Source organism: Aestuariibaculum scopimerae, assembly GCF_059428085.1.
Genome location: NZ_CM182089.1, coordinates 1653652 through 1677977 on the forward strand (window position 1 = coordinate 1653652; position 24326 = coordinate 1677977).

24 protein-coding genes and 1 pseudogene are annotated in these 24326 nt (G+C 35.9%); 14 read left to right on the top strand and 11 right to left on the bottom strand.

Features of this window, described 5'->3' with window-relative positions:
• Window positions 1-92: 92 nt before the first annotated feature.
• The 6 genes and pseudogenes from AC5SR4_RS07225 (at window position 93) to AC5SR4_RS07250 (ending at window position 4648) form a co-directional block, all read left to right on the top strand.
• A complete protein-coding gene (locus AC5SR4_RS07225) occupies window positions 93-971 on the top strand; it encodes a tetratricopeptide repeat protein (protein WP_495358865.1) in 879 nt (292 codons plus the stop codon).
• A 20-nt stretch (window positions 972-991) separates the two neighbouring features.
• On the top strand, window positions 992-1138 hold the full coding sequence (locus AC5SR4_RS07230) for a hypothetical protein (RefSeq protein ID WP_495358866.1): 147 nt from the start codon (window positions 992-994) through the stop codon (window positions 1136-1138).
• Between the two features lie 15 nt (window positions 1139-1153).
• Window positions 1154-1390 (top strand): annotated as a pseudogene (locus AC5SR4_RS07235) (four helix bundle protein); the annotation flags it as partial.
• A 66-nt stretch (window positions 1391-1456) separates the two neighbouring features.
• The gene (locus tag AC5SR4_RS07240; protein ID WP_495358867.1) at window positions 1457-3232 is read left to right on the top strand and encodes a BatD family protein; all 1776 of its coding nucleotides are present in this window, start codon (window positions 1457-1459) and stop codon (window positions 3230-3232) included.
• Window position 3233: 1 nt separating this feature from the next.
• On the top strand, window positions 3234-3983 hold the full coding sequence (locus AC5SR4_RS07245; RefSeq protein ID WP_495358868.1) for an SH3 domain-containing protein: 750 nt from the start codon (window positions 3234-3236) through the stop codon (window positions 3981-3983).
• 38 nt (window positions 3984-4021) lie between these two features.
• Complete coding sequence (locus tag AC5SR4_RS07250; protein ID WP_495358869.1) at window positions 4022-4648, top strand: carbonic anhydrase; 627 nt, start codon at window positions 4022-4024, stop codon at window positions 4646-4648.
• Window positions 4649-4832: 184 nt separating this feature from the next.
• Here the strand turns inward: AC5SR4_RS07250 and AC5SR4_RS07255 are convergent, their stop codons facing one another.
• Complete coding sequence (locus AC5SR4_RS07255; RefSeq protein ID WP_495358870.1) at window positions 4833-5369, bottom strand: CvpA family protein; 537 nt, start codon at window positions 5367-5369, stop codon at window positions 4833-4835.
• A 74-nt stretch (window positions 5370-5443) separates the two neighbouring features.
• Between AC5SR4_RS07255 and AC5SR4_RS07260 the strand changes: the two genes are divergently transcribed.
• The 3 genes from AC5SR4_RS07260 (at window position 5444) to AC5SR4_RS07270 (ending at window position 7292) form a co-directional block, all read left to right on the top strand.
• Window positions 5444-5800 (top strand): hypothetical protein, encoded by a 357-nt coding sequence (locus tag AC5SR4_RS07260; protein WP_495358871.1) that lies wholly within the window; start codon window positions 5444-5446, stop codon window positions 5798-5800.
• A gap of 73 nt (window positions 5801-5873) precedes the next feature.
• The gene (pheS, locus tag AC5SR4_RS07265; RefSeq protein ID WP_495358872.1) at window positions 5874-6893 is read left to right on the top strand and encodes a phenylalanine--tRNA ligase subunit alpha; all 1020 of its coding nucleotides are present in this window, start codon (window positions 5874-5876) and stop codon (window positions 6891-6893) included.
• 3 nt (window positions 6894-6896) lie between these two features.
• Entirely contained in the window at window positions 6897-7292 is a 396-nt protein-coding gene (locus AC5SR4_RS07270; RefSeq protein ID WP_495358873.1) for a hypothetical protein, read from the top strand.
• Here AC5SR4_RS07270 and AC5SR4_RS07275 read toward each other — a convergent pair whose 3' ends face one another.
• Window positions 7293-8294, bottom strand: a complete 1002-nt coding sequence (locus tag AC5SR4_RS07275; protein ID WP_495358874.1) for an NAD(P)H-dependent glycerol-3-phosphate dehydrogenase — start codon at window positions 8292-8294, stop codon at window positions 7293-7295. It lies immediately after the preceding gene.
• Between the two features lie 133 nt (window positions 8295-8427).
• On the opposite strand from AC5SR4_RS07275, the gene AC5SR4_RS07280 reads away from it, so the two are divergent.
• Both AC5SR4_RS07280 and AC5SR4_RS07285 read left to right on the top strand, forming a co-directional pair.
• On the top strand, window positions 8428-9351 hold the full coding sequence (locus AC5SR4_RS07280; RefSeq protein ID WP_495358875.1) for a nicotinic acid mononucleotide adenyltransferase: 924 nt from the start codon (window positions 8428-8430) through the stop codon (window positions 9349-9351).
• 218 nt (window positions 9352-9569) lie between these two features.
• Window positions 9570-10232, top strand: coding sequence for a hypothetical protein (locus tag AC5SR4_RS07285; RefSeq protein ID WP_495358876.1), 663 nt, complete (start codon window positions 9570-9572; stop codon window positions 10230-10232).
• A gap of 68 nt (window positions 10233-10300) precedes the next feature.
• Here the strand turns inward: AC5SR4_RS07285 and nadD are convergent, their stop codons facing one another.
• From nadD to AC5SR4_RS07315, 6 genes are all read right to left on the bottom strand, one after another.
• Window positions 10301-10879 carry a nicotinate (nicotinamide) nucleotide adenylyltransferase gene (gene nadD / locus AC5SR4_RS07290; RefSeq protein WP_495358877.1) on the bottom strand — a complete coding sequence of 193 codons (579 nt, stop codon included), beginning with the start codon at window positions 10877-10879 and terminating at the stop codon, window positions 10301-10303.
• Window positions 10880-10889: 10 nt separating this feature from the next.
• On the bottom strand, window positions 10890-11477 hold the full coding sequence (gene gmk / locus AC5SR4_RS07295) for a guanylate kinase (RefSeq protein WP_495358878.1): 588 nt from the start codon (window positions 11475-11477) through the stop codon (window positions 10890-10892).
• 27 nt (window positions 11478-11504) lie between these two features.
• Window positions 11505-12362 carry a YicC/YloC family endoribonuclease gene (locus tag AC5SR4_RS07300; RefSeq protein WP_495358879.1) on the bottom strand — a complete coding sequence of 286 codons (858 nt, stop codon included), beginning with the start codon at window positions 12360-12362 and terminating at the stop codon, window positions 11505-11507.
• Between the two features lie 603 nt (window positions 12363-12965).
• Window positions 12966-13631: a DNA-binding response regulator gene (locus tag AC5SR4_RS07305; RefSeq protein WP_495358880.1), complete on the bottom strand. Its 666-nt coding sequence runs from the start codon at window positions 13629-13631 to the stop codon at window positions 12966-12968.
• 2 nt (window positions 13632-13633) lie between these two features.
• Entirely contained in the window at window positions 13634-15283 is a 1650-nt protein-coding gene (locus tag AC5SR4_RS07310) for a tetratricopeptide repeat-containing sensor histidine kinase (RefSeq protein WP_495358881.1), read from the bottom strand.
• A gap of 48 nt (window positions 15284-15331) precedes the next feature.
• Window positions 15332-15505 carry a hypothetical protein gene (locus AC5SR4_RS07315; RefSeq protein WP_495358882.1) on the bottom strand — a complete coding sequence of 58 codons (174 nt, stop codon included), beginning with the start codon at window positions 15503-15505 and terminating at the stop codon, window positions 15332-15334.
• 399 nt (window positions 15506-15904) lie between these two features.
• Here AC5SR4_RS07315 and AC5SR4_RS07320 point away from each other — a divergent pair, with 399 nt between their 5' ends.
• Entirely contained in the window at window positions 15905-16630 is a 726-nt protein-coding gene (locus AC5SR4_RS07320; protein WP_495358883.1) for a hypothetical protein, read from the top strand.
• Here the strand turns inward: AC5SR4_RS07320 and AC5SR4_RS07325 are convergent.
• Window positions 16614-17639 carry a DUF4974 domain-containing protein gene (locus AC5SR4_RS07325; RefSeq protein WP_495358884.1) on the bottom strand — a complete coding sequence of 342 codons (1026 nt, stop codon included), beginning with the start codon at window positions 17637-17639 and terminating at the stop codon, window positions 16614-16616. The genes AC5SR4_RS07320 and AC5SR4_RS07325 overlap by 17 nt on opposite strands.
• A 569-nt stretch (window positions 17640-18208) precedes the next feature.
• Here AC5SR4_RS07325 and AC5SR4_RS07330 point away from each other — a divergent pair.
• Window positions 18209-20308: an alpha-L-fucosidase gene (locus AC5SR4_RS07330; protein WP_495358885.1), complete on the top strand. Its 2100-nt coding sequence runs from the start codon at window positions 18209-18211 to the stop codon at window positions 20306-20308.
• Between the two features lie 139 nt (window positions 20309-20447).
• Window positions 20448-22391, top strand: a complete 1944-nt coding sequence (gene nagB, locus AC5SR4_RS07335) for a glucosamine-6-phosphate deaminase (protein ID WP_495358886.1) — start codon at window positions 20448-20450, stop codon at window positions 22389-22391.
• 79 nt (window positions 22392-22470) lie between these two features.
• On the opposite strand, the gene AC5SR4_RS07340 is transcribed toward nagB, so the two are convergent.
• Both AC5SR4_RS07340 and AC5SR4_RS07345 read right to left on the bottom strand, forming a co-directional pair.
• Complete coding sequence (locus AC5SR4_RS07340; protein ID WP_495358887.1) at window positions 22471-23184, bottom strand: LytR/AlgR family response regulator transcription factor; 714 nt, start codon at window positions 23182-23184, stop codon at window positions 22471-22473.
• 76 nt (window positions 23185-23260) lie between these two features.
• A complete protein-coding gene (locus AC5SR4_RS07345) occupies window positions 23261-24319 on the bottom strand; it encodes a sensor histidine kinase (protein WP_495358888.1) in 1059 nt (352 codons plus the stop codon).
• Window positions 24320-24326 lie beyond the last annotated feature (7 nt).

A 24326-nucleotide genomic window follows, 5' to 3' on the forward strand; every position in this document is an offset into this window, starting at 1 on the left:
AATTATAAACCTTGTTCTAGGATTGATATTTTATATATTTTTTAACTAACAAAAACACAAGGTTTTATATATTGGAAATTATAAAATTGAAAATGAAACAGATACAAATATTATTAATAACAATATTAACACTTAGCACTGGATTTGCTTTTGCGCAAGATAAAGATGCCGAAAAAGCAGCGGCATTGGCAGCAAAAAAAGCAAACAACTATGTGTATGAGGGGAATAATTTAGTGGATGAAGACGATTTTATAGCGGCCGAAATGGCCTATAGAAAAGCTGTTTCAGAGCAGCCAACATCGGTTGCTGGAGTTTACAACCTAGGGAGCTCTTACATAAAAAAAGGCAATTTTGAAGAGGCCATATACCGCCTTGAACAAGCGGCAAAAGTAGCAACTACTAAAACAGAAAAACATAAAGCATTCCATAACATTGGGAATGTGCTTATGGAAAACAAAAAATGTAAAGAAGCTGTTGAGGCCTATAAGAATGCCCTGCGTAATGATCCTACCGATGATGAAACCCGTTACAATTTAGGCTTGGCAAAGATTTGTGCCGAACAGCAAAAAGACCAGAACCAGGACGATCAAAATAAAGATAACCAGGACAACCAAGACAATCAGGATAACAAAGATCAAAACAAAGATCAGGAAAACCAGGATAAGAAGGAGGGCGACGATAAGCAGGACGAGAACCAAGACCAAAAAGACGAGGGCGACCAAGATAAAAAAGAGGGTGACGACCAAAAAGATGATGAAGGCAAGCCCAAAGACGACAAACAAGATCAAGGTAAAGGGAATGAAAAAGAAGAAGAACAGCCCCAACGGCCCAAGCCACAACCAGGGCAGATGTCGCCACAACAAATAAAGAACTTATTGGAAGCCATGAACAATCAGGAACAGAAAGTTCAAGAAAAGATGAATGCAGAAAAAGAAAAAGGGGTCATCATTAAGAATGATAAAGATTGGTAAAAAAATTAGAGTAACGATTTTTGAAACCGGAACCCCGTACTGCTATGAAAACAAATGATTTAGAAGAAAGAATAATTAATTTTGCAGTTGGCGTGGTAGGTATTATTGAAGATGTAAAAAATAATTATGCTGGTAATTATTACGGTAATCAACTAATCCGTTCATAAGGGTCACCAGCCTTAAATTATGGAGAAGCTAGAAGCGCTGAATCGCATAAAGACTTTGTTCATAAAATGGGAATATGTTTAAAAGAATTAAGAGAAAGTTATAACTGTTTAAAAATCATTAATTCTGCGAACTTATATAAAGGAAGTGAGGAAAAGATGGAACAGGTTTTAGATGAAAATAACCAGTTAATATCAATTTTTGTTGCAAGCATTAAAACATCAAAAAATAAATCAAAAATCAAAAATCATTAATATGTATATTGCACATAAGGATTATTTTTTAATCCAGTTCATAATTCGTTAATCGTTAATCAACATATGCAGTTATTTAAAAACATAATAATATTTATACTCTTAGTGTCAACAAGCTTGGTTACTGCACAAGTTAAGTTTGAAGCTAAAGTTAGTAAGCAAAAGCTTGGGGTAAACGAGCGCTTGCGTATTGATTTTGAAATGAACCAAGATGGCGACAATTTCAATCCGCCAGACTTTTCCAATTTCACAGTTGTTGGTGGGCCTAATCAATCCGTTAGCAATTCATGGGTTAATGGTGTGCGCTCCTATAAAAAAACATATAGCTACTTTTTAGCTCCTAAAAGCCGTGGTACCTTTACCATATCGCAGGCAACGATAGTTATAGATGGCGAAACCTATAAAACAACACCAGTAAAAGTTGAGGTAACCGCAGCCGTAGATATTCCCAAAGATCCTAATAACCCCGATTACATTGCTTCAGAGAATGTTCATTTGGTAGCCGAAATATCCAAGACCAATCCGTATTTAAATGAGGCTATTACCGTCGTTTATAAACTATATGTTTCACCAACTGTAGCGGTTGATAATTGGAATGAAATCGATAGTCCAAGATTTAATGATTTTTGGAGTCAGAACATCAACACCCAAGGACAAAAAGTTCAAAATGGCGTGTTTAATGGGGAGCAATATCGTTTTCTTGTATTAAGGAAAACCGTACTATATCCGCAAAAATCGGGAAAACTGAATATAGAACCATTAACCTTGGATATCGCCTTGCGAGTACCCACTAACAGGCGCGATATTTTTGGAAGTCTCTTAATGACACGTGTAAACAAAACCGTTTCAGCAGGCAATAAAACCATTAATGTAAAACCGTTGCCAGAAGCTGGAAAACCAATGGATTTTTCAGGTGCTGTAGGCAATTTTAGTTTTGATGTTACCACATCCAAACAAGAACTGGACGCTTCCGAATCGTTCCAGCTTAAAGTCAACATTCGAGGGAATGGTAACTTAAAACTCTTTAAACTCCCTAAAGTGTCCTTGCCAAGTTCATTGGAGGTTTATGAGCCCGAACACCAAGAAGATGTAAAAACTAACCTGTCTGGTATGCAAGGTAGTATTTCTGATAGTTATACCGTGGTGCCCCAATACAAAGGAAAGTATCCCATACCAAGCATATCCTTTTCGTATTTCGACCTAAAGACCGAAAGTTATAAACGATTATCTTCAGATGAAATTGTGATAGATGTTTTGGATGGCCCCTTAAATAATAATACCTCTAATAACGACACCAATACAGCAACCTATACCAAACACCCCATTGTTTTAAATAGTGATCAGTTTGTTTACATAAAAACCGATACCAGTTTTATAGGCATGAACACCCCTGTGTTTTTTAAGACCAAGCTATTTTGGAGTTTATTGTTGCTTCCTTTTTTAGCCATTCCCTTGGCTATTGTTATAAGAAAGAAAAAGGTGAGCCGTGATGCCGATGTGTACGGAAACAAGATACGTAAGGCAGATAAATTGGCTAAGAAATACCTAAGCCATGCAAAAAAATCACTTGGCAAAAAAGAAGCTTTTTATATTGCTTTAGAAAAAGCCCTGCACAATTACCTAAAAGCCAAATTACGTATTGAGACGAGCGACTTAAGCAAGGATAGAATAAATAGTTTATTAGCAGATAAGCAGGTTGAAGCCAGTGTGATTAAAGATTTTATAAGTATTTTGGAAAGTTGTGAGTTGGCTCGTTATACGCCCATGGATATTGTAACCATGCAAGAAGATTATGATAAAGCAGCTAAAACTATTTCGTTAATAGATAAACAAGCCCGTTAAGATGAAGCATATATCATACATTGTATTCTTTTTATTTAGTTTGGGAATGTTTTCGCAAAACCAATCCCTTTTTAATGAAGCCAATGCCCTGTATAACGAAGGGAAATATGGGGAAGCCATAGATAAGTACCAGGCCATTTTAGCTACTAAAAATCAATCGGCCGAACTGTACTTTAACTTAGGGAATGCCCACTATAAGTTAAACAATATTGCACCTAGTATTTACTATTATGAAAAGGCTTTAAAATTAGCACCTAATGATGCTGATATAAAGCACAATTTAGCCTTTGCCAAAAACATGACCATCGATGCCATTGATGTCTTGCCAGAAGCAGGTCTTTCAAGGCTTATAAAGCGTATAACAAACAGTTTGGATTTTAATGCTTGGGCCAAGTTGGCCGTAGCCTTGGTGTTTTGTTTTGTTATCTTATTTTTGGTCTATTACTTTTCCTATTCTTCCATTAAAAAGCGCTTGGCTTTTATTGGAAGTATTACCTCTATAATACTTGTGTGCCTAGCATTGGTTTTTGCATTCCATAGATTTAATTTAGATAAAAACAACCAGCCGGCCATTGTATTTGCTCAAGAAAGCCCCGTAAAAAGTGAGCCCAATTCCAGAAGTGAAGAAGCTTTCAGACTACATGAGGGCACCAAAGTACAGGTTTTAGATACCATTAAAAACTGGAAAAAAATAAAACTGGCCGATGGCAAGTCGGGTTGGATTTCTTCAAGCGACATTAAAGCGCTCTAAGGTTTTTTAAACTATCTTTAGCCCTTAAACAGGGGCTTATGGATTTAAAGAATGTTTTTAAAAACAATAAGAAGTGGATTAAAGAGAAAGTAACCAACAATCCGAAGTATTTTGAAACTTTAGGGAAAGGTCAAAATCCAGAATTATTGTTTATAGGTTGTTCCGACAGTAGGGTAACCTCGGAAGAGTTAATGGGCTTAGGGCCGGGCGATGTGTTTGTGCACCGCAACATTGCCAATATGGTTACCGGAACCGATTTAAATGTAATGTCTGTAGTAGAATATGCCGTTGTACATCTTAAGGTAAATCATGTAATAGTATGTGGCCATTATGCTTGTGGAGGGGTAAAAGCCGCAATGCAATCGGCAGATCTGGGCATCTTAAATCCGTGGTTACGTAATATCCGTGATGTGTACCGCATTCATAAAAAAGAACTTAATGCCATTGTAGATGAAGAAAAGAAATACGATCGTTTGGTAGAGTTAAATGTTCAAGAACAATGCGTTAATCTTGTAAAAACAGCAGCCGTACAAAAAGCTTCCAGAGAACGGGGCTTAACCGTGCACGGTTGGGTATTTGATGTGCATACGGGCAAACTTATAGATTTAAAAATAGATTTCGAAAAGATTTTGGAAAGCATTCGTGAAATTTATCATTTGGATTAATTACTTGGATTTATATGTTGTTATTCTGACACAAAACCACTTTCAACTTGCCCAGACGAACAGAGCAACTTGACAACAAGTCACTAGTCTATTGATAGCAAGTTGCAGTCAATAGACCAGTAGGTTGTTATCAATAGACTAGCAAGGTCTTATCAACTTGATAAAATTGTCCGGACCAATAGGGTTACTTTAAAAGACCAATAGATACAATTTCTGGGTCTTCTTCTTCGGGAGCCTCTTTTTTATTCAGAATGATTGGAAAAATGGTTGGCGCCAAGTTTTTAACCGGCTCATAAAGTATGGAGTCTTCAATATCCTCTTCACTAGTAAAGGGTAGGGTGTTGTTTAAAACATCAAAAATAATAAGGATTACACTTAGTATTAGTGCTATCTTCATCAAGCCAAATACACCTCCAAGTAATTTGTTAATAATGCCCAAAGCGGCAAAGTTTGCCAATTTGGTCAGTGCTTTTCCAGCAAGCGCTATGGCCAAAACAATCACTACAAAAGTAATGGCAAAAGATACAATATTAATGGTTTTTTCATGCCATTCGGTTTTCTCATACAAAAAGACTGCAGCAAAATCACTAAAGTGAATGGCCCCATATACCCCCGCAATTAAAGCCACTAAAGAGGCTACTTCAACAAAAAGTCCATTCATAAAGCCGCGAATTAAACCAAAAAGCAATAAAGCCACCAAAACAATGTCTATTATACCCATAACGTCTAGAATTTTATCAAATATAAGTTAACTTTGCGACTTGTATAATTAACAAGATTTTCATTTTACAAAAAATGGCTAGAGATGAACAATTAAAAGTACGATGGGATGCTGTAGTTGAAAAATTATCCAATCAATTTGCCGATGGCGATCCGTTGGATTTAGATGCTATTATATACCTAATAGGTGTTCAAGAGCTTGGTCAGCCCCATTTAAAATTTAAAAAAGATCATAAGCTGGACCTAATGCATATTGCCATTTGCCGCCTTTTGGAACCTTATGGATATTATGAGTTTGATTATTACGACGATGAAAAATGGCCCCACTATAAAGTAAAGGAAGCCTTGCCCCACTTAAAAGCAGGCGAACAAAGTGTTTTGATGAAAGAAGCCATTGTAAACTATTTTTTGGAAGCCGAGTTTATTGATTAAAAAGGATTTATACAAGCAATGACCTGAGCTTTTAAAACAAAAACATTAAATTTGCCATCATTTTAAGGATGTTATGATAGATAAGATTAAAGAACTTATAGCCGAAGCCGAAGCGTTTAAAGCGCAATCTAAAGAAGAGGTAGAAGCATTTCGTATTAAATATTTAGGAAAAAAAGGGGTGTTGAATGATTATTTTGCGGAATTTAAAAATATTGCAAACGACCAAAAGAAGGAGTTTGGACAAGCTATTAATACCCTTAAAAAAACAGCAGAGAATAAGGTTAATGCCTTAAAAGAAGAACTGGAGAGCAAAGAAGAAGTAAAAGGTGTTTATGGCGATTTATCACGCCCCGGAGATCCTATTGGTATAGGCGCACGCCACCCTATTTCTATTGTTAAAAACCAAATTATAGATATTTTTTCAAACATCGGGTTTAATGTTAGTGAAGGCCCAGAAATAGAAGACGATTGGCACAATTTTACTGCATTAAATTTGCCAGAGTACCATCCGGCACGCGATATGCAGGACACTTTTTTTATACAAACCAACCCCGATGTGTTACTGCGTACCCATACCAGTTCGGTACAAGTGCGTTACATGGAGAACAACAAACCACCCATTAGAACCATTTCTCCTGGTAGGGTGTATAGAAACGAAGCTATTTCGGCACGTTCCCATTGTTTTTTTCACCAAGTTGAAGGCTTGTATATAGATAAGGATGTTAGCTTTGTCGATTTAAAGCAAACCCTTCAATACTTTACCACACAATTGTTTGGAAAGTCAAAAATACGCTTACGCCCATCCTACTTCCCATTCACAGAGCCCAGTGCCGAAATTGATGTGTATTGGGGGCTGGAAACGGAATCGGACTATAGAATTACCAAAGGAACAGGTTGGTTGGAAATTGGTGGCTGTGGTATGGTAGACCCCAATGTATTAGAAAACTGTAAGATAGATTCTAAAGTGTACTCAGGCTTTGCCTTTGGTGTTGGAATAGACCGTATTGCTATGTTATTGCATCAAATAAACGATATTCGTTTACTAAGCGAAAATGATGTGCGGTTTTTAGAGCAGTTTAAAAGCGCACTATAGGTTTTGAAAAAAGACATCAACATCCCCAAAGTAACAGATGTTTACGTAGCCGTAGTATACGAATACAATACCATTTATAAGACCTATGATTGGAATGCCTACATTATTAATGATAAAGATGTAGACATCGATACCGTACTTATTGTAAGCAATGGCTATAACGAAACAAAGGCGACAGCTACCTTTCGAAAAAAACTGGATGTATTGCCCAAAAAGAGCTATGCTAAAATAGAGTTGATACCAGAGGCCCTGTTTGCTTTAAACAATAGCTTTAAAGTATCTTTTTTTGAAGGCAACACGATGTTTGATAAAACCTATGTGTTTAGAAAAAACACCATTAACTTAAGAGCTTTACAGCCTATACCCTTAATGGAAGCCAAGGGTGTTTTGGTAAAATGATCAATCCAGTTTATCCGTTAGTTTTTTAAAGACTTTTTTAGGGTTTTTGTTTTCATATAAAACATCATAAACCGCATTTATAATAGGCAGCCGGGTTTTCTTTTTGTTTGTTTTATTAAGTAAGTGGGCACTTTTAGCAGCGTAATATCCTTCAGCAACCATGCTCATTTCCATTTGGGCCGATTTTACGGTATAGCCCTTCCCAATCATATTACCAAACATTCGGTTTCTGGAAAATACCGAGTAGCCCGTAACCAGCAAATCTCCCAGATAGGCAGAATTGTTGATGTTGCGTTTCATTTTGTGCATTTTTTTAATAAATCGGCGCATTTCGCGTATGGCGTTGCTCATCAATACACTTTGAAAATTATCGCCATATCCTAATCCATGAGCAATTCCAGCAGCAATGGCATAAATGTTTTTAAGCATTACAGCATATTCCACACCAATAATATCATCACTTATTTTAGTTTTTATGTAATCGCTGGACAAGCTATCGGCAATGGTTTGTGCTTTTTTAGCATCAGAACACGAAATGGTGAGGTACGATAAGCGCTCTAAAGCTACCTCTTCAGAATGGCAAGGTCCTGCAATAACGGCAATATTTTCATAAGGGGTTTTATAGTTTTCATGAAAATGCTCGCCCACCAACAAGCCTGTTTCTGGAATAATGCCCTTTACGGCCGAAACAATAATTTTATCGCTAATATCAACCTTTAGTTTTTGCAGCTCTCCATAAATGAAAGCCGAGGGAATTACAAAAATCAGCACATCGGCATAATCGGCTATCTCATTAATATCATTGCTTAGTTTCAATTGTTCTAAATGAAACTCTACCGAACTTAAGTAATTGGGGTTATGTTGCTCTTTTAATAAATGTTCTTTGGTGTAAACACTGCGCATGTACCAGCCTATTTCATCTAAATTTTCGCTAAGCATTTTTACAATCGCTGTAGCCCAGCTACCTGCACCAAAAACCGCATATTTTAAAGGTTTATCCATAAAAACTATAAATCGTTTATAGTTTCAAAAGTACACAAAATATTAAAGATAGCTAAGTGAAGAAATCATTATCAAAATGTTTTTGGCACGTGTTTTGAAACTTACTAAGCATAAACCCAAAAAATGTTTGATTATGAAGACTGTAAAATTACTTTTAAGCTTTGCACTAACAGCCACTTTATTTACCTCATGCTATACCGAAGTTCATGTAGAGGAGGAACCCACCATATCTCTTAACCAACTATTAAATTCATACGAAATATGGTATGTAGATATTAACAGTACCGTTGGTTACGGTACCACGCCCTTTTTACAAAAGGCCTTTACCGTTTCTTTTAGAAATGGTTTTGTGTATGCCAACAACAATATTGTGGGTATAGGTGATAATGGCGGTGGTTTTGGGATTAACGTAGGAGATTATGATGCCTATGATATGGTTTTAGATGTATACCATAGTGTGGATGGCTTTGAAACTTTTGATGTGTACCAGATAGATAATAATACTATAGAACTGTACAACCCCAATAACGATACCTCTTACTTTTTAGATGGGTACCAACGCAGTAATTTTGATTACGATTTTGTGTTTTACGATAATATCCATTACTTCTTGCAGGAGTACGAAGCTTGGGAGAAAACCTACACTAGTGACTTTGGAGCTATTAATGAGTTTGACAATGAAAACTATTTACAGTTTTTAGCTGGGGGCAATGATGCTACTTTTAGGAGCTCACAAGATGCCTATGGTACCAGTGCCAACAATCTATATTGGGATTATACAGGGGTATATGGCGTAGGTGATGTATCAGGAAATCTATATTTAAAAACTTTAACATTAGATTATGATTATTTCGACAATGAATACTTTGAATTGAGCGTTATAAATGACGGAAAGATTGAGTTATACCACCCATCTTCCGAAACCGTTTATGAATTTGAAGGCAGAGGGTATATACAATACTTAAAGCAAGAAGATTCCAAAGGGAAAACAACAGAAAAAATGCGTAAGCAAAGAAAAGATAAAGTAGACAACCCAAGAACAAATACAAGGGTTTAAAAATTTTGGTTGGTTATTTAGTTATGGAACCGTTTAAGGCGCAATGCTTTAGGCGGTTTCTTTTTTTGTTTTTTGTATAAAATTGATAGGTTTTTCTTATAAAAATAACAATATTATAGACGAACTGTAACTAAAAACCGTTGTTTGTCGAAAAAATTAAAAATTCCATCTTATATCCTATATATTTAGTCTCCCAAACCTACTTATATATTAATGTTATGAAAAACTTTACTTTATTAATAGCATCTGCTTTGATGCTTATTTTATCAAGCTGTAATTTAGAGCCCTTAAGTGTTCTCGAGGCCCATCAGGACATTATAAGTAAAAAGAATAATCCACATCCCAACCAACCCAACCATCCAAAGAATGGCGATGTTGTTAGCGAACCTGTAGATGTAAACGACGGCACCCATTGTGTGGCTGTACGTTTAATGGCAGGACAGCATTACGAAGCTGGGATTATCACTGTAGATAACGATGGTGAAAACCTAATTATAACCTATACTGCGAATGGAGATTGGACTATTTATGCTACCCATTTAAGTGTAACGGATTGTAGTGAGGGTAGTTTTCCAACAACCCAAGCAGGAAATCCCCAAATAGGCCTTTTTGATTATGCCGACACCTTCCCAGAAGGTACCGATGAGGTGATTTATACCATTCCTTTAGATGAGGTAAGTGAAACCTATTGTTTTGCTGCCCATGCAGAGGTTATGGGCCCTACAGGAGGTGAAACAGCCTGGGGTGAAGGCGCCGATTTTGGTGGTAAAAGCTGGGCCATGTACACCGAAGCCAATTTATTAGATTGTCCAGACCCAGATGGCGGTGACGGAGGAGATGGCGGTGATGGCGGTGATGGCGGTGATAACATGCCATCCTAGTTAAAAAAGAATCCTAATATATAAAAAAATAAAAGCTGTCTAAGTTTATCTTAGACAGCTTTTATGGCTCACCTATAAAAATTCATTTCATCTAAATAGCCCCAGACATGTTCGGGGAGTAGGGGCTTAACATTTTTACCCGCTTTTATGGCCTTTCGAATGGCTGTAGAAGACAATTGCATGATGGGTGCTTTGATGTTATGAATTTTTTGGTGGCCATCAAACTGTGCAGGAACCTCTTTATTAGATATTCTAGGATATACATAAATATCATGGTTTTCTAAAATAACTTGATAGTTTTTCCATTTATGGAAACTATTTAAATTGTCTTCACCCATAATCAAGGCAAATACCATATCAGGGTATTTTTCTTGTAGATGCACTAGGGTATTTATAGTGTAATTAGGTTGGGGAAGGTTAAACTCAATATCGCTGGGCTTAAGTTTGGCATAATCTTTTGTGGCCCGGAATACCATTTCCAATCGCTGGTAGTTATCCAATAGACTGCGTTTCTCTTTAAACGGATTATGGGGTGTTACAACAAACCAAACTTCATCAAGATCACTATACTCTACCATATGGTTGGCTATAACTAAATGGCCTATATGTATGGGATTAAAAGATCCAAAAAATAATCCAATTTTCATGGCAGCAATCTTAAGTGTTTAAAAAATCACGAACCTGCTTTTCTGCTTCGGCCAATGCTTTTTCAAGATTATCATTAACAATAATGGTATCAAATAAGGGTGCAGTGGCCAGTTCGGCAGATGCTTTTGCAACCCGCATGTTTATTTTGTCTTCGTTTTCTGTTTTACGCTTTTTTAAGCGTATCTTTAATTCATCAATACTGGGGGGCTTTACAAATATGGCCAGGGTTTGCTCGGGGAATTTGCGTTTAATACGCAGTCCGCCCGACACATCAATATCAAAAATAACATGTTTGCCCATGGCCCAAATACGTTCCACTTCACTTTTTAAAGTACCATAAAAATTATCGCGATATACTTCCTCCCACTCTAAAAAGGCATTGCTTTTTATGTTGTTTTTAAATTCCTGTAGCGATAAAAAGTAATAATCCTTACCATCAATTTCGGTACCACGCCTTTCGCGTGAGGTTGCAGAAATGGAAAACTCTAAGTTTAAATCTTTAATGCCCAGCAAATGCCTTACAATGGTAGTTTTTCCAGAACCCGAGGGGGCTGAAAATACGATAAGCTTGCCTTGAGTCGTCTCTTTTTTAGTCACGTAATTATAAATAGCTAGATTATTGTATTAAAGAACATTTAACAACTGTTCCTTGATTTTTTCCAGTTCATCTTTCATCTGTACCACGAGCTGCTGCATAGGGGCATAATTGCTTTTAGATCCTATGGTGTTTATTTCGCGTCCCATTTCCTGACTTATAAACCCGAGTTTTTTACCATTGGAGTCCTTGGAATTCAATGATTCGGTAAAATAATTCAAGTGGTTTTTTAAGCGTACCTTTTCTTCGGTAATATCAAACTTTTCAATGTAATACACCAACTCCTGTTCAAAACGGTTTTCGTCATACTTCTCTTTTAATTCCTCAATGCCTTTAAGCAAGCGTTCGCGTACCCCTTCAATGCGTTCGGGATCCATAGCAATAACTTGCTCCAGTAACGCATCAATGCTTTTTACGCGAAGGTTAAAGTCGTTTTCCAATACTTTGCCTTCATCCAATCGGTGATCAATCAAGTCGTTAATAGTCGTGTGTATTTCAGCTTCAATTTGTTGCCATTCATTTTCATCAATTTCTTCACGAACCGTATTTAAAGCATCAGGAAAGCGTACGGCCATTTTAAGGAGTTCAATGGCATCGGCATCAACTACCTGTTTTAACTGTTCCATGTATTGTTTTACAACCGGGGTGTTAATTTGTGTAGAGGTGTCTTCGGCAGTTGCTTCCGCATAAATAGAGAAATCTACTTTACCTCTAACCAGTTTATCTGCAATAAGCTTTCTAATAACAAGTTCCTTCTCTCTATAAATAGAAGGCATTCTAGCATTCAAATCCAAGCTTTTACTATTTAGGGACTTAAGCTCTAGCGTAATTTTTTTAGTGGGCAATTGCAATACAGATTTTCCATAACCCGTCATTGAATATATCATAAGTGCGTGTATTAAGGTTTACAAAGGTAACTAAAACCGAAGGTATAGAAAATATATCATAAAATGATATGCTATTTAATGGTTTTGTGAATATAAAAAGCACGCCCCAAACGAAGGGCGTGCATAACATAGTTACCTCTTCTCTCTCCAAAGAGGGCTTTGAGTATAGTTAACATGATCAATCGCAGTATTAGCAACAAATACATGTTATTACAAACCTACAACCCTTTATGTTCAGTATTTTACGGGTAACCGTAAAACGGCAAATTTTTTTTAAAAGAAAGAAAAAGCACGTTCCGAAGAACGTGCCTTAAAGCATAGCCTCACTGGGTGGGGCTTAATATATGATCAAGTTGAATCAATAGCAAATTGATTCAACACAAACAAACCTACAACCCTTTTTTGATAGTATTTTACGGGTAACCGTAAAATGGGTAAATTTTTTTTAAAAAAATTATAGAAAAATAAAAAAGCACGCTATCTCAAGCGTGCTAAGGGTTTTCGAGGTTTGTCTTAAAAAAAGTTACGTAGCAATTCGTGTTTTTATGGCCAAACGATTTTAGGAGTTTCCATTTTTACGGTTAACCGTAAAAATGGGGGGTATTAAATAAGCCCCAAATCTTTTATTATGGCAACCAAGTGTATGGCATTGTTGGCTTTAAATTGGTCTTTAAGCTTTCCAACGCGTTTTTCAACGGAGCTAACACTATTGGGCTCCATATTGCTTTTTCGTAGAAACAGGCTAATATCCTGGTGTGATAAGCCCTGTGAAAGCTGCCTAACTATTTCAATGTCGTAGTCATCAACCTCTAAATTGGGTGTTGGGTTCATAGCATTTTCTACTTGTGGCGAAAGGTATAAGGACTTGTTTGCTATCGTAGCAATGGCTCTTGCCAATTCAAACGACCCGTGGCGTCCCTTACATACATAAGCATTTATGTTGTGGGTGTTTACCAATACCCTTACCTTTTGCAGCTTATCTTCCATAGAGTATACAATAATTTTTAAATCGGGGTGCTCGGGCCTTATATCGCCAATAAGTGCCTCGCCAGAAGATAGTTTGCTCTCATGGAAATCTGATTTAAAAGACAGGTCGGTTATAAGCAACTCAAAGGGATGGTTCTCTAAAGCGGCCTTTTTTATTTTAAGCGCGGCCTCATCGCAATACTGTGCTTTATGCACATTGGTAATGCCATTACTGTTAAGTACAGCAAGCACGCCATCGTTCACAACATCGTGGTCGTCAACAATTAAAACTTTTCTAAACATGGTCATACTGTAATTTTAGTTTTGAATCCTTTATTAATACTGGATTCAAAAATAATACTTCCATTTATGGATTTTATGCGGTTATCCACATTCCGCAGTCCCGACCCTTTTTTTATGGTACACCCCAAACCATTATCGGTATAGGTAATCACCACTTTTTTGTTAAGTTGACTAAAGGTTAGGGCTACAATAGAGGCCTTGCTATGCTTTTTCATATTTACCAAAAGCTCCTGCAATACCCTATAAAGTGTAATCTTTTTTATGCTTTCAATACCATCCCAATTAATTTTCGAGATGTTTCTGGTAATAATATTAACCTGGCTGTTTTTAAAACTTAAAAAGAGGTCGTTAAGCAGTTCATCAAAGTTTTCGTTTACATCAATAGGACTGTTTTCCCTAGATATGTCTCGGGTACGGGAATATATATTTTCCATGGTATCCAGTAAAGCGTCTTTATCCTCTGGATGTTCCTGATATTTGGTTATAACCTGGTACATATCGTTGGCCACCTCGTCGTGTACTTTTTTAGAAATACGGCCTTCGGTTAAATAAATCTCTTTCAATGTGTTCTTTTTATACCGGGACTGTAGGTAAAAAATCAAGAAAACCAATGCGATAGTAATAACGAGCCCGCTCCAAAAAATACGCTCTTTTATAAGCTCGCTTTTTTGAAGTTCCTGTTCCTTTTTTAATACGTCGTACTTCATAAGGGCAAATTTATTCTCTTGTTGTTGTCGGTCTTTTTGAATACTATCACTTAGGGTCTTATAGGCTTTGGCATAAGAGCCTTCACCTAAATCTATCATAATGGCTAGGGCATCTCGCATATAAGAAAAACGGTTTAATGATTTTGCCAAATTATAGGCTTTAAGGGCATAGGTTTTAGCTTCCTTTAAATTATTTTTGTCTTTATAATAGTCGGCTAAATGACTATAACTTGCGTAGACTTGTGCCTTATCAATTTTTTTACGAAGCTCTAAGGCTTTAAGCATATACTCAAGGTTATTTTCTTTGCCTAATTTAGAGTTTGCATAACCCAGATTGTCTAGAATTAGTGCTATTTTAATTGTGTCAGTTGTATTATTAATTAGGTTGTAGGCTTTAATGAGTTGATTTTTACTTTTTTGGTAGTCCTCTAAATCCTTGTAGAGGTTGGAAATATTGTTATATGTAATAATGCTATCTTCAGAGTTTTCAGCAAACTCAAAACTTTTGTTATATAGGTCTATAGCTTTTTGGGTATTTCCCTGTTCTCTATATATGATACCTAATTGATTGTATAAACTTTTTATTAATATTTTGTTATAGTCAGTTTTCTCGGCATTATCCAATAGTTTAAGAGCGTCAACAGCAGCTATTTCGCTTTCTGTAAAAAAACCTAACCTGTAAGTTATTTTGCAAATTTGTAACAAGTCATAAGCTATATAGCTTGTTTTGTTGTTTTTTTGTGCCCAGGTTTTGTGCTCTTGAAAAAAGATATATGCCTTGGTAAGGTCGTCACTGGTTTTAGGATTGATAATCTTTTCTCTGTAGTACTCTACACTATCTTTTGTGTGTTTATATTGTTCTGCGTAAGCACTTTGAACCATCAACCCCAATACCATGGTGGCTACGGCATAAAAAAAGAGGCATGACCGTTTTAATACTTTCATGCCTCTAAAATAGTAAGTAATTTTTAGTTTATTACTATATAATATGGATCAAGGGTTTGGTGGCGGTGGTGGGTCATGTTCAACATCATCTTCACCTCCACAACAATCTTCATCATCATCAGCATATGTGGGTACATTATCGGATACTTTGGCCTCGGGCGAACAAGAAAAAATGGCCCCATTGAGGATAACCGCAAGCATAATTAAATATATTTTTTTCACTTTGTTTCTAATTAAAATTGGACAATAGTGTTGCTGTCCGAGTTGTATCGGATAAGGCTACAGCGCTCATAGCAACACGCGAAAATTTGGTTGAGACGTCTCTCGGTTTTGGGAAGTTTGGAGCGTTGCAGTAAAGGGTATAACTACTTCCCGGAGGTTATACAACTTTACCTAACCGCTCCTAGATTAGAATTTTTGGAACACGATAAACCCTATCATGAGTAAGGCGTAACGCTTAATTCTGAAACAAATGAAAAGAGAAATTAAGGACAGACAGCAAACACATTACAGGCATTTTCCAGTCAATAATGTGCAAACAAAAATGTACACCCTATGTGCGTTTTATGTTCGCCAAATTTTCGCACAGCCCATACAGTCAACTAACCCTCAATCCCTCAAATGATGAAAAAGAAACTATTTCAAGACGCTTTTGTTAAAGCTGAAAAACAATCTGGAAATGTTACGAAGCATGGCCTATCAACCCACCTTGGAAGGGTTTTAACAGACGATTTAAAGTTTGCCGTAAGCAAGATTACCTTTGTGAGGTATTATGAAAAGTATATTGAAAATGATGGGAGTATTACCTGCAACCCGAATACCGATTTGCTAAACAAAATTTCGGAATATTTAAATTACAAGAACTATGAAGCGTATGTTTTGGCACATGCTACGGGGAAAGAAGTGTACAATACCATGGTGTCCATAAACAAAGGGAATACATTACAGGCCTTTTTTAAAAGGCATAAAATAACATTTATAGTGTGCAGTATGCTATTTGCAGGGTTTGTAGCATATCAATCTACTACAAGACAGCGTTGGATGGTGTGGAACGATATTCAATATGTGGAAGTAAAATTTAACAGTGATATATTTAATATGGGTGAGCTAATGCTATATAATGAGGATATGGCAAAGCAATTTAGGAAGTTGCAGGTGCATTGTAACACCGAATTTTTTAGCCCCGATGGCGAAGTAAAGGTATGGTATGGACGAAACAGCCATATGGAATTGGAATTTTTTTCGGCTTTGGGGCTTCATCCCGAAACAGGTCGGATATTAAGCCCCATTACCCCTTATATTATAGAAAAGTACATTTGCAAAAAGCCTGTTAGGGAGACGCAATAAGCAAGGTGCCTTTTAGTTTTAAGGTCATGCCACTAGTTTGCAGTATGTTAACGATAGTGTCTATGGGAAGTGCCGGGTTTAAGGTGCCTGAGTAATTTACTGGGTTTAGGGGTTTGGCATATTTTACCTCCTTATGGTACCATTTGGCAATGGCTTCAAGCACCACTTCGCCAGGAGTTTGGTTAAACACCACCGTGCCGTTGCGGCGTTCGCGAAAGGTACTGTTGGCAGTAGCTGTATTGGTGCCCTCACCCCGCGAGGTAGTAATTACCACCACCCCATTAGCACCACGGCTGCCATACAGGGTTGTAGCAGCGGCGTCTTTTAGTACACTTACATCTTGAATGGTATTGGGGTCTAAAATATTTAAGTTACCTGCATAGGGCATGCCATCCACCAAAATTAAGGGATCGTTCCCCGATTGTAAAGAGTTCTGGCCGCGCACCCGCAATGTCATGTTGGCGCCCTGGCCTTCCACCAATAGTCCGGGCACGCGCCCACTCAATCGGTCCGCAATATTTATAGATGTGTTTTTAGATAGGTCGTCCTTACCCACCATACTAATAGAACTGGTAGCGACCTTTTTGTCCACATAGCCATAACCCGTGTTTACCTGCTCGCCATCAGGAGTGCCTGTACTGCCCATGGTGCTTAGCACAGGGTTTTCAGGGCGGGCTTTAAGCACAATGGTCTTGCCTACAAGTGTGTAGGTAAAGGCTTGGTTGGTCGTTGCCACATCCAAGGTTTCCTCTAGGCTGGCATCTTGTAAATGGATGGCTATTTTATTGCGGGTATCCAAAAGTGTGGTGGGGTACCACAGGTGGTAACCACTTTCCTTTTCAATGGTGTTAAATAGTTTTTTAAGGCTTATTTTAGATTTATCGATCGTTAGTTTTTGGGCGTGCAATCGGGGTGTGGTAAATAGCCCTAGAGCAAGGACCATTAAAAGCGTGTACATGCCAAATAATTGTCGTTTTTTGGGGTTGGTAAAACGTGTTTTTATAGTCATAACAGTTGGTTTAAAAGAAGGTTTTTATTACTAAAGTATAAAAAATACCATAGTATTGTGTTTTTTTAAAGTTAATTATGCCACAAAAATGATGCCTTTTTTAGAACCTTAAAGAAGCCACGAATTCACGAATAAAAGTCTAATAAAAATTATATAAAGTGCTGATTTGTAGAAACATATTTGCTGCACTTAACAAGAAGTAGTATCTTAAAAGGAAATTGTTTTCGGAGAAAATGTTTGAAGAACAAAACTGATGCATTTTTAACAAATCCATATTCATCAAAAATACGTTTTAAGATTCTTTAATGCTGTATTTTCAATACCATATCTATAAAGACATTTTTCTTCGGGTATGCTGAAATGCTTTTCATCTGGTTATATTTAATTTTTATTTCGGTCAGGTGGAACACCTAGGTAATGCGAGTGCAATTCTCGTGAGTGTTTCATAATATTAAACCTATAGGTTTTTAAAATTGTTATTGGTCGAAATGGTAGTGGCGAAATAATTAATTTAGTTTAATATTATAAAGTTGTTAGCTTAAAGGCAAATAAATGATATCTATATTATAATGAGACCTATTTTTAAATTAATAAGTTTTTTATGTATAATTATTTTTAATAGTTGCAAAGAGTCTGTAAATCCGCCTTCACCATTTGGACCCTTGCCAACACAAAAACAACTGGATTGGCATGAAATGGAATTTTATGCTTTTGTGCATTTTTCATTAAACACCTTTACAAATAAAGAATGGGGATATGGTAATGAATCTCCAGAATTGTTTAACCCTATTGAGTTAGATGCAGGGCAGTGGGCCCGTATAGTTAAACAGGCTGGGATGAAGGGAATTATCATAACAGCTAAGCACCACGATGGGTTTTGTTTGTGGCCTTCTGCATATACCGAGCGTTCTGTAAAAAATTCTCCATGGAAGAATGGTAAAGGAGATGTGGTTATGGAATTAGCCAGAGCTTGTAAAGCATACAATTTAAAACTAGGAATTTATCTTTCACCTTGGGATAGAAATCACCCTGAATATGGTAAACCCGGTTACATTACTTATTTTAGAAATCAATTAAAAGAATTACTAACCAATTACGGCGATGTGTTTGAAGTGTGGTTTGACGGCGCCAATGGAGGCGATGGTTACTACGGCGGAGCAAATGAGATGAGAAAAATAAATACACTTGAATACTATAATTGGGATGAAACCTATAAATTGATATATGAAATTTCTCCGAAAACACTTGTATGGGGAGTTGGTCCCTCTGAAGCAAGATGGATAGGTAATGAAGACGGTAGGGCCAATAAAACCAATTGGTGTTTGTTGCGTCAAAAAGATGAATTGGCAGGGAAAGTGCATTATACCGAATTTATGTCTGGGCATGAAGATGGGGAAAAATGGGTGCCAGGAGAAGCAGATGTTTCCATAAGACCGGGATGGTTTTATCATGCTATAGAAGATGATAAAGTGAAATCATTAGAAGAATTGGTGGATATTTACTACCAATCTATAGGTAGAAATGCAAACCTTTTGTTAAACCTCCCGATAGATAAACGAGGGCTTGTTAACGAGAATGACGAAGCAAGATTAAAAGAATTAACAGCAACTATTAAAGCAGATTTTAAAACCGAACTATTGGCAGGAAGTCAGGTTTGGGCCAATAATATACGTGGTAATGAAGCAGTATATTCGGCTAAAAATGTAATGGATGGTGATAAAAACACCTATTGGTCCACAGATAATAATGTTAACACAGCCTCGGTACTATTTGAATTTAAAAACCCTACAACCATTAACCGTATATTGCTTCAAGAATATATTAAACTAGGCCAACGTGTAAAAGAATTTAACGTAGAGGCTAAAGTTAATGGCCAATGGCAAACTATGGCCAACGAAACCACTATTGGCTATAAAAGAATTTTAAGAATACCTAGAGTTACAGCTACCGCGCTTAGGGTAAACATTGCCAATTCTAAAGCGAGTATTGCTATCTCTAATATTGAGGCGTACAATGCGCCTACTTTAGTCCGCTCCCCTATTATAAAACGCGATAAGAATGGTACAGTGACTATGAATGCTGAAAAAGGAAACCATATATATTATACCCTAGACGGATCTACCCCCACAATTTATAGCCCATTATATAAAGCGCCCTTTACATGCAAAGAAGCAGTAAATATAAAAGCTATTGCATACAAAACAGATGAGAAAATAACCAGTACTGTAAAAACAAAAAGCTACGGGATGTCTAAAGAAAAATGGACCATAGTTTCTGTTACAGGGGGCGATTTAGCAACGGCAGACAAAATTATTGATGGCAACCCTAGTACAACTTGGAGATTAGGGAATAATAGGGATGAGCTTCCACAAGAAGTGAAAATTGATATGGGGGGTATACAAGAAATAAGTGGCTTTTCATACGTCCCCCAACAAGTGGGCAATAACCTATATCTTATTTCTAATTATGCATTCTATACAAGTATAGATAATGAGAATTGGACCATGCAATCGGAGGGGGAATTTTCTAATATTAAAAACAATCCGATAGAACAAATAAAAAACTTTAATACAGTAAGAGCTAGGTATCTGCGATTTGTGGCTAAGTTAGCAGTAGGAAATGAAAACAGTGTTTCTATTGGAGAAATAAATATTTTAGAAAAGCAATAAAGCTTAAATATTTAAACAAACTGTTCTGGTTTAAAAGTTGCTCCTTTGGCGAAGTACACAAGTTATTTGTCGAATTTTTGTTTGTAAGTAGTAGTCTATTATTAATTTTAATGTTATTAATATAAATAGCCTCTACCAGATGATTAAAGAAGAAATAAGCTATAAAGAAAAGGAAGAAATAAGCTATAAAGAAGCAGGGAAATTTGAAGACACACGTTTTGAAAAAATTCATAACGTTATTTTCGACTCTTCGCTTGAGGCCTCTGTTTTAGTTGCACAAGAAATAGCAAATTTAATTCAAAGAAAAGAGGAGTTAAATGAGCCTTGTGTTTTAGGATTGGCAACGGGATCTTCTCCAATAAAAGTTTATGAAGAGCTAGTTAGAATGCATAGGGAAGAAGGGTTGAGTTTTAAAAATGTCGTTACTTTTAACTTAGATGAGTACTATCCAATGGACAAGGAGAATATTCAAAGTTATTATTACTTCATGCACGAACACCTTTTTAATCATGTAGATATTTTACCCGAAAATGTAAATATTCCAGATGGCAAAGTTAGTGCTGAGAATCTTCGCCAGTATTGTATAGACTATGACATGAAAATTAAATCTTATGGAGGGTTGGATTTTCAGCTTTTGGGTATTGGCAGAACAGGTCATATTGGATTTAACGAACCAGGTTCTCATATTAACTCGGGAACAAGAAGTATAACCCTAGACCATATTACCCGCATAGATGCGGCTCCAACATTTTTGGGAATAGATAATGTTCCTAGAAAAGCTATTACAATGGGTATTAATACAGTAAGAAATGCAAAAAGAATTGTATTGCTTGGCTGGGGGATAAGTAAAGCAGAAATACTTAAAAAAACCATTGAGGGTGAAATTACGTCTCAAGTACCTGCAACATATTTACAAGAACATAATAATACAACATTTGTTTTAGATAGTGAAGCCTCGTCTGAGCTAACAAGGGTAAAAACTCCTTGGCTGGTCAAGTCTTGTAAATGGACAGAGGAATTGAAACTTAAAGCCGTTGTTTGGCTAAGTGAATTAACAAACAAGCCCTTTCTTAAGTTAACAGATAAAGATTATAATGATAATGGCATGTCTGGCCTTTTAACGGAAGAGGGTACAGCGTACGATTTGAACATTAAAATGTTTAATAAATTACAGCATACCATTACGGGTTGGCCTGGGGGAAAACCGGATTCTGATGACACATACAGGCCAGAACGTTCTACTCCAACAAAAAAGAGAGTTATTATTTTTAGCCCTCACCCAGATGATGATGTTATTTCAATGGGAGGTACTTTTGATAGGTTGGTAGAACAAGGGCATGAGGTTCATGTTGCCTATCAGACTTCAGGAAATATTGCTGTTTCTAATGAAGAAGCTTTAAAATTTGCTGAAATTTCCAAAGCTTTAAATTCAAACTCAAGAGAAATTGAAAGCATCATAAATTTTTTAAAGAACAAATCTGAGAATGATATAGACTCTATTGAAGTTAGAAAATTAAAAGGATTAATAAGAAGAAGCGAATCTTTGGCTGCTACTAGATATTTAGGATTACCCGATTCGAATGTTCACTTTTTAGATCTTCCCTTTTACGAAACAGGGAGTGTAAAGAAAAATAATCTCTCTAAAGCCGATATAGATATTATTTGTAACCTAATTGAAACCATAAAACCACATCAAATTTATGCTGCTGGTGATTTGGCGGATCCCCATGGAACGCATAAAGTTTGCTTAGATGCATTGTTTGAAGCTTTAAAAATCCTTAAGCATAAATCGTATATGAATGATTGTTGGGTATGGCTATATCGTGGTGCATGGCACGAATGGGAACCTTACCAAATTGAAATGGCGGTACCAATGAGTCCCGGACAGGTGCTTAAGAAACGCCATGCTATTTTTTATCACCAATCCCAAAAAGATGGTGTGATGTTTCAAGGTGATGACAATAGAGAATTTTGGGTACGTGTTGAAGACAGAAATAGAGCTACGGCAAAAAAGTATAATGAGCTAGGTTTGGCAGATTATGCAGCTATTGAAGCGTTCAAACGTTACCACTTTAAAATATAATACTTAAGTTTAGTTATTTTTTTTGTTAATGATGGTTATCTTTTTTTTGCACAAAAGATAGCCATCAATTTTTTGTATTCTAAATGGAAGAATTTAAAATTTTATGTTTTACTTCATCTATATACGATCTGCCTATCACATATCTAAGGCCTTCAATTTCCACACTGTTTCCTTCAACCGCATCAATTTTATCAATTGCTATGGTATAAGAACGGTGTATTCTTATAAAATCTCTTGAAGGTAACAGGTTTGTAAAATCTGTTAATGTACTGTGCACAATGTATTTTCCATCCAGAGTGTTGATTTTTAAATAATCTTTTAAACTTTCAATGATTAAAATCTCATCTAGAAAAATCTTTTTCATTTTTTTTTTGTCAATCTTCACAAAAATGAAGGGGCGCTCCTTACTGCTATCTGAAGAAATTTTATTTATTGTTTCAAGCCTTTTGTTAATCTTATTTATTGCTTTCATAAACCTAGGGAACTCAATAGGTTTAACTAAATAATCCAACACATCCAATTCGTATGTTTCTATTGCAAACTCATCATATGCACTAGTGATTATTAATAAGGGAGGCTTTTCCAAACTTTTAATGAAATTAATACCATCTAGCACAGGCATATTGATATCTAAAAAAATAACATCAATAGTATTACTTTTTAAAAAGTTCAATCCATCTATAGCATTCCCAAATGAGTTTATGATTTCAAAACCCTCAATTTTTTCTAAATAGTTTTTAATAACATTTATAGCTAAAGGTTCATCATCTATAATCAAACACTTTACTTTCATATCTATTTATTATTTCTTAGTTATAATCAATTTAGCTATAATTACTTGGAGGTCATCTCTTTAAAGGTGTTTAATTTTAACACACTTTAATTTTAAGTCTGACGATAAATTTATTGTTTCTAGTCTTGATAGACAAATTATAATCATTTTTGTCGTAGCCCAAATCAAGTCTTTTCTTGACATTTTCTAACCCAATACCACTTGATTGTTTCAAATTTTCTTTATGGTTGGAAATTACTGGCATGGGATTGGATATTGTAAAATAAAGAAAATTTTCTTTAACTTTAAAGTTAATGTCTATTTTCACTTTCCCTATGTTTTTATTAGCACCGTGTTTAAATGCGTTTTCAATAAATGTTAACAATAGCATGGGAGCAATTTCCTTATCTTGAATATCTCCTGAGATGGACATGGTTACTTCTAATGAATCATCGTACCTAACCCTTTCCAAATCTAGATAGTTTTGAATACAAAGTATTTCGTTCTCTAAAGTTTGCCGTTTCCCTCTTGTTTCATAAAGGAGGTACCGCATTAATTCTGAAAGTTTTAAAATTATTCTTGGTGTTTTGTTAGACTTTTCTACCGATAAGGAGTAAATGTTATTAAGTGTATTAAAGAAAAAATGAGGTGAAATTTGATTTTTTAAAAAGAGCAATTCTGTTTCCAGTTGCGTTTTTTCAAGATCTGCAACTCTTTTATGTTCCTTTAAAAAATCTAATGTTATTTTAATGGCAGTAACAAATGTGATAACATAAAGTTCGCCAATCATCATGTCTATAGTATAATTGAGAGATAATTTATCTAAAGGTTCTGGCCCTTCTGGCCAAACATTCTGGCTTATTAATAAATAAGTTAGATTAAATTTAACCAAAACCATAATGAAAATGGATGTTAAAACAGACAGTATGTAAAGAATATATTTTTTTCTATAAATTAGAAAAGGCATTAGAACAAAAATATTTAAATAACACAATGTCATGTGAATTGGGAAACCCAATAGGTTGGATTTCAAAGAATACACATAATCATTAAAATAGCTGCCCCAACGAAACGTATTAAACAAAAAATATAGGGACCAAAAGATTATGTGATATTTCCATGATATTCTATAAAACTTATCATAATTATCATTCATTATTAAA

Excerpts from the sequence above, each read along its gene's own strand:
- AC5SR4_RS07225 (WP_495358865.1), top strand. The coding sequence starts at position 93 with ATGAAACAGATACAAATATTATTAATAACAATATTAACACTTAGCACT.
- AC5SR4_RS07240 (WP_495358867.1), top strand. The coding sequence starts at position 1,457 with ATGCAGTTATTTAAAAACATAATAATATTTATACTCTTAGTGTCAACA.
- AC5SR4_RS07245 (WP_495358868.1), top strand. The coding sequence starts at position 3,234 with ATGAAGCATATATCATACATTGTATTCTTTTTATTTAGTTTGGGAATG.
- AC5SR4_RS07250 (WP_495358869.1), top strand. The coding sequence starts at position 4,022 with ATGGATTTAAAGAATGTTTTTAAAAACAATAAGAAGTGGATTAAAGAG.
- AC5SR4_RS07255 (WP_495358870.1), bottom strand. The coding sequence starts at position 5,369 with ATGGGTATAATAGACATTGTTTTGGTGGCTTTATTGCTTTTTGGTTTA.
- AC5SR4_RS07260 (WP_495358871.1), top strand. The coding sequence starts at position 5,444 with ATGGCTAGAGATGAACAATTAAAAGTACGATGGGATGCTGTAGTTGAA.
- pheS (WP_495358872.1), top strand. The coding sequence starts at position 5,874 with ATGATAGATAAGATTAAAGAACTTATAGCCGAAGCCGAAGCGTTTAAA.
- AC5SR4_RS07275 (WP_495358874.1), bottom strand. The coding sequence starts at position 8,294 with ATGGATAAACCTTTAAAATATGCGGTTTTTGGTGCAGGTAGCTGGGCT.
- AC5SR4_RS07280 (WP_495358875.1), top strand. The coding sequence starts at position 8,428 with ATGAAGACTGTAAAATTACTTTTAAGCTTTGCACTAACAGCCACTTTA.
- AC5SR4_RS07285 (WP_495358876.1), top strand. The coding sequence starts at position 9,570 with ATGAAAAACTTTACTTTATTAATAGCATCTGCTTTGATGCTTATTTTA.
- nadD (WP_495358877.1), bottom strand. The coding sequence starts at position 10,879 with ATGAAAATTGGATTATTTTTTGGATCTTTTAATCCCATACATATAGGC.
- AC5SR4_RS07300 (WP_495358879.1), bottom strand. The coding sequence starts at position 12,362 with ATGATATATTCAATGACGGGTTATGGAAAATCTGTATTGCAATTGCCC.
- AC5SR4_RS07305 (WP_495358880.1), bottom strand. The coding sequence starts at position 13,631 with ATGTTTAGAAAAGTTTTAATTGTTGACGACCACGATGTTGTGAACGAT.
- AC5SR4_RS07310 (WP_495358881.1), bottom strand. The coding sequence starts at position 15,283 with ATGAAAGTATTAAAACGGTCATGCCTCTTTTTTTATGCCGTAGCCACC.
- AC5SR4_RS07320 (WP_495358883.1), top strand. The coding sequence starts at position 15,905 with ATGATGAAAAAGAAACTATTTCAAGACGCTTTTGTTAAAGCTGAAAAA.
- AC5SR4_RS07325 (WP_495358884.1), bottom strand. The coding sequence starts at position 17,639 with ATGACTATAAAAACACGTTTTACCAACCCCAAAAAACGACAATTATTT.
- AC5SR4_RS07330 (WP_495358885.1), top strand. The coding sequence starts at position 18,209 with ATGAGACCTATTTTTAAATTAATAAGTTTTTTATGTATAATTATTTTT.
- nagB (WP_495358886.1), top strand. The coding sequence starts at position 20,448 with ATGATTAAAGAAGAAATAAGCTATAAAGAAAAGGAAGAAATAAGCTAT.
- AC5SR4_RS07340 (WP_495358887.1), bottom strand. The coding sequence starts at position 23,184 with ATGAAAGTAAAGTGTTTGATTATAGATGATGAACCTTTAGCTATAAAT.
- AC5SR4_RS07345 (WP_495358888.1), bottom strand. The coding sequence starts at position 24,319 with ATGAATGATAATTATGATAAGTTTTATAGAATATCATGGAAATATCAC.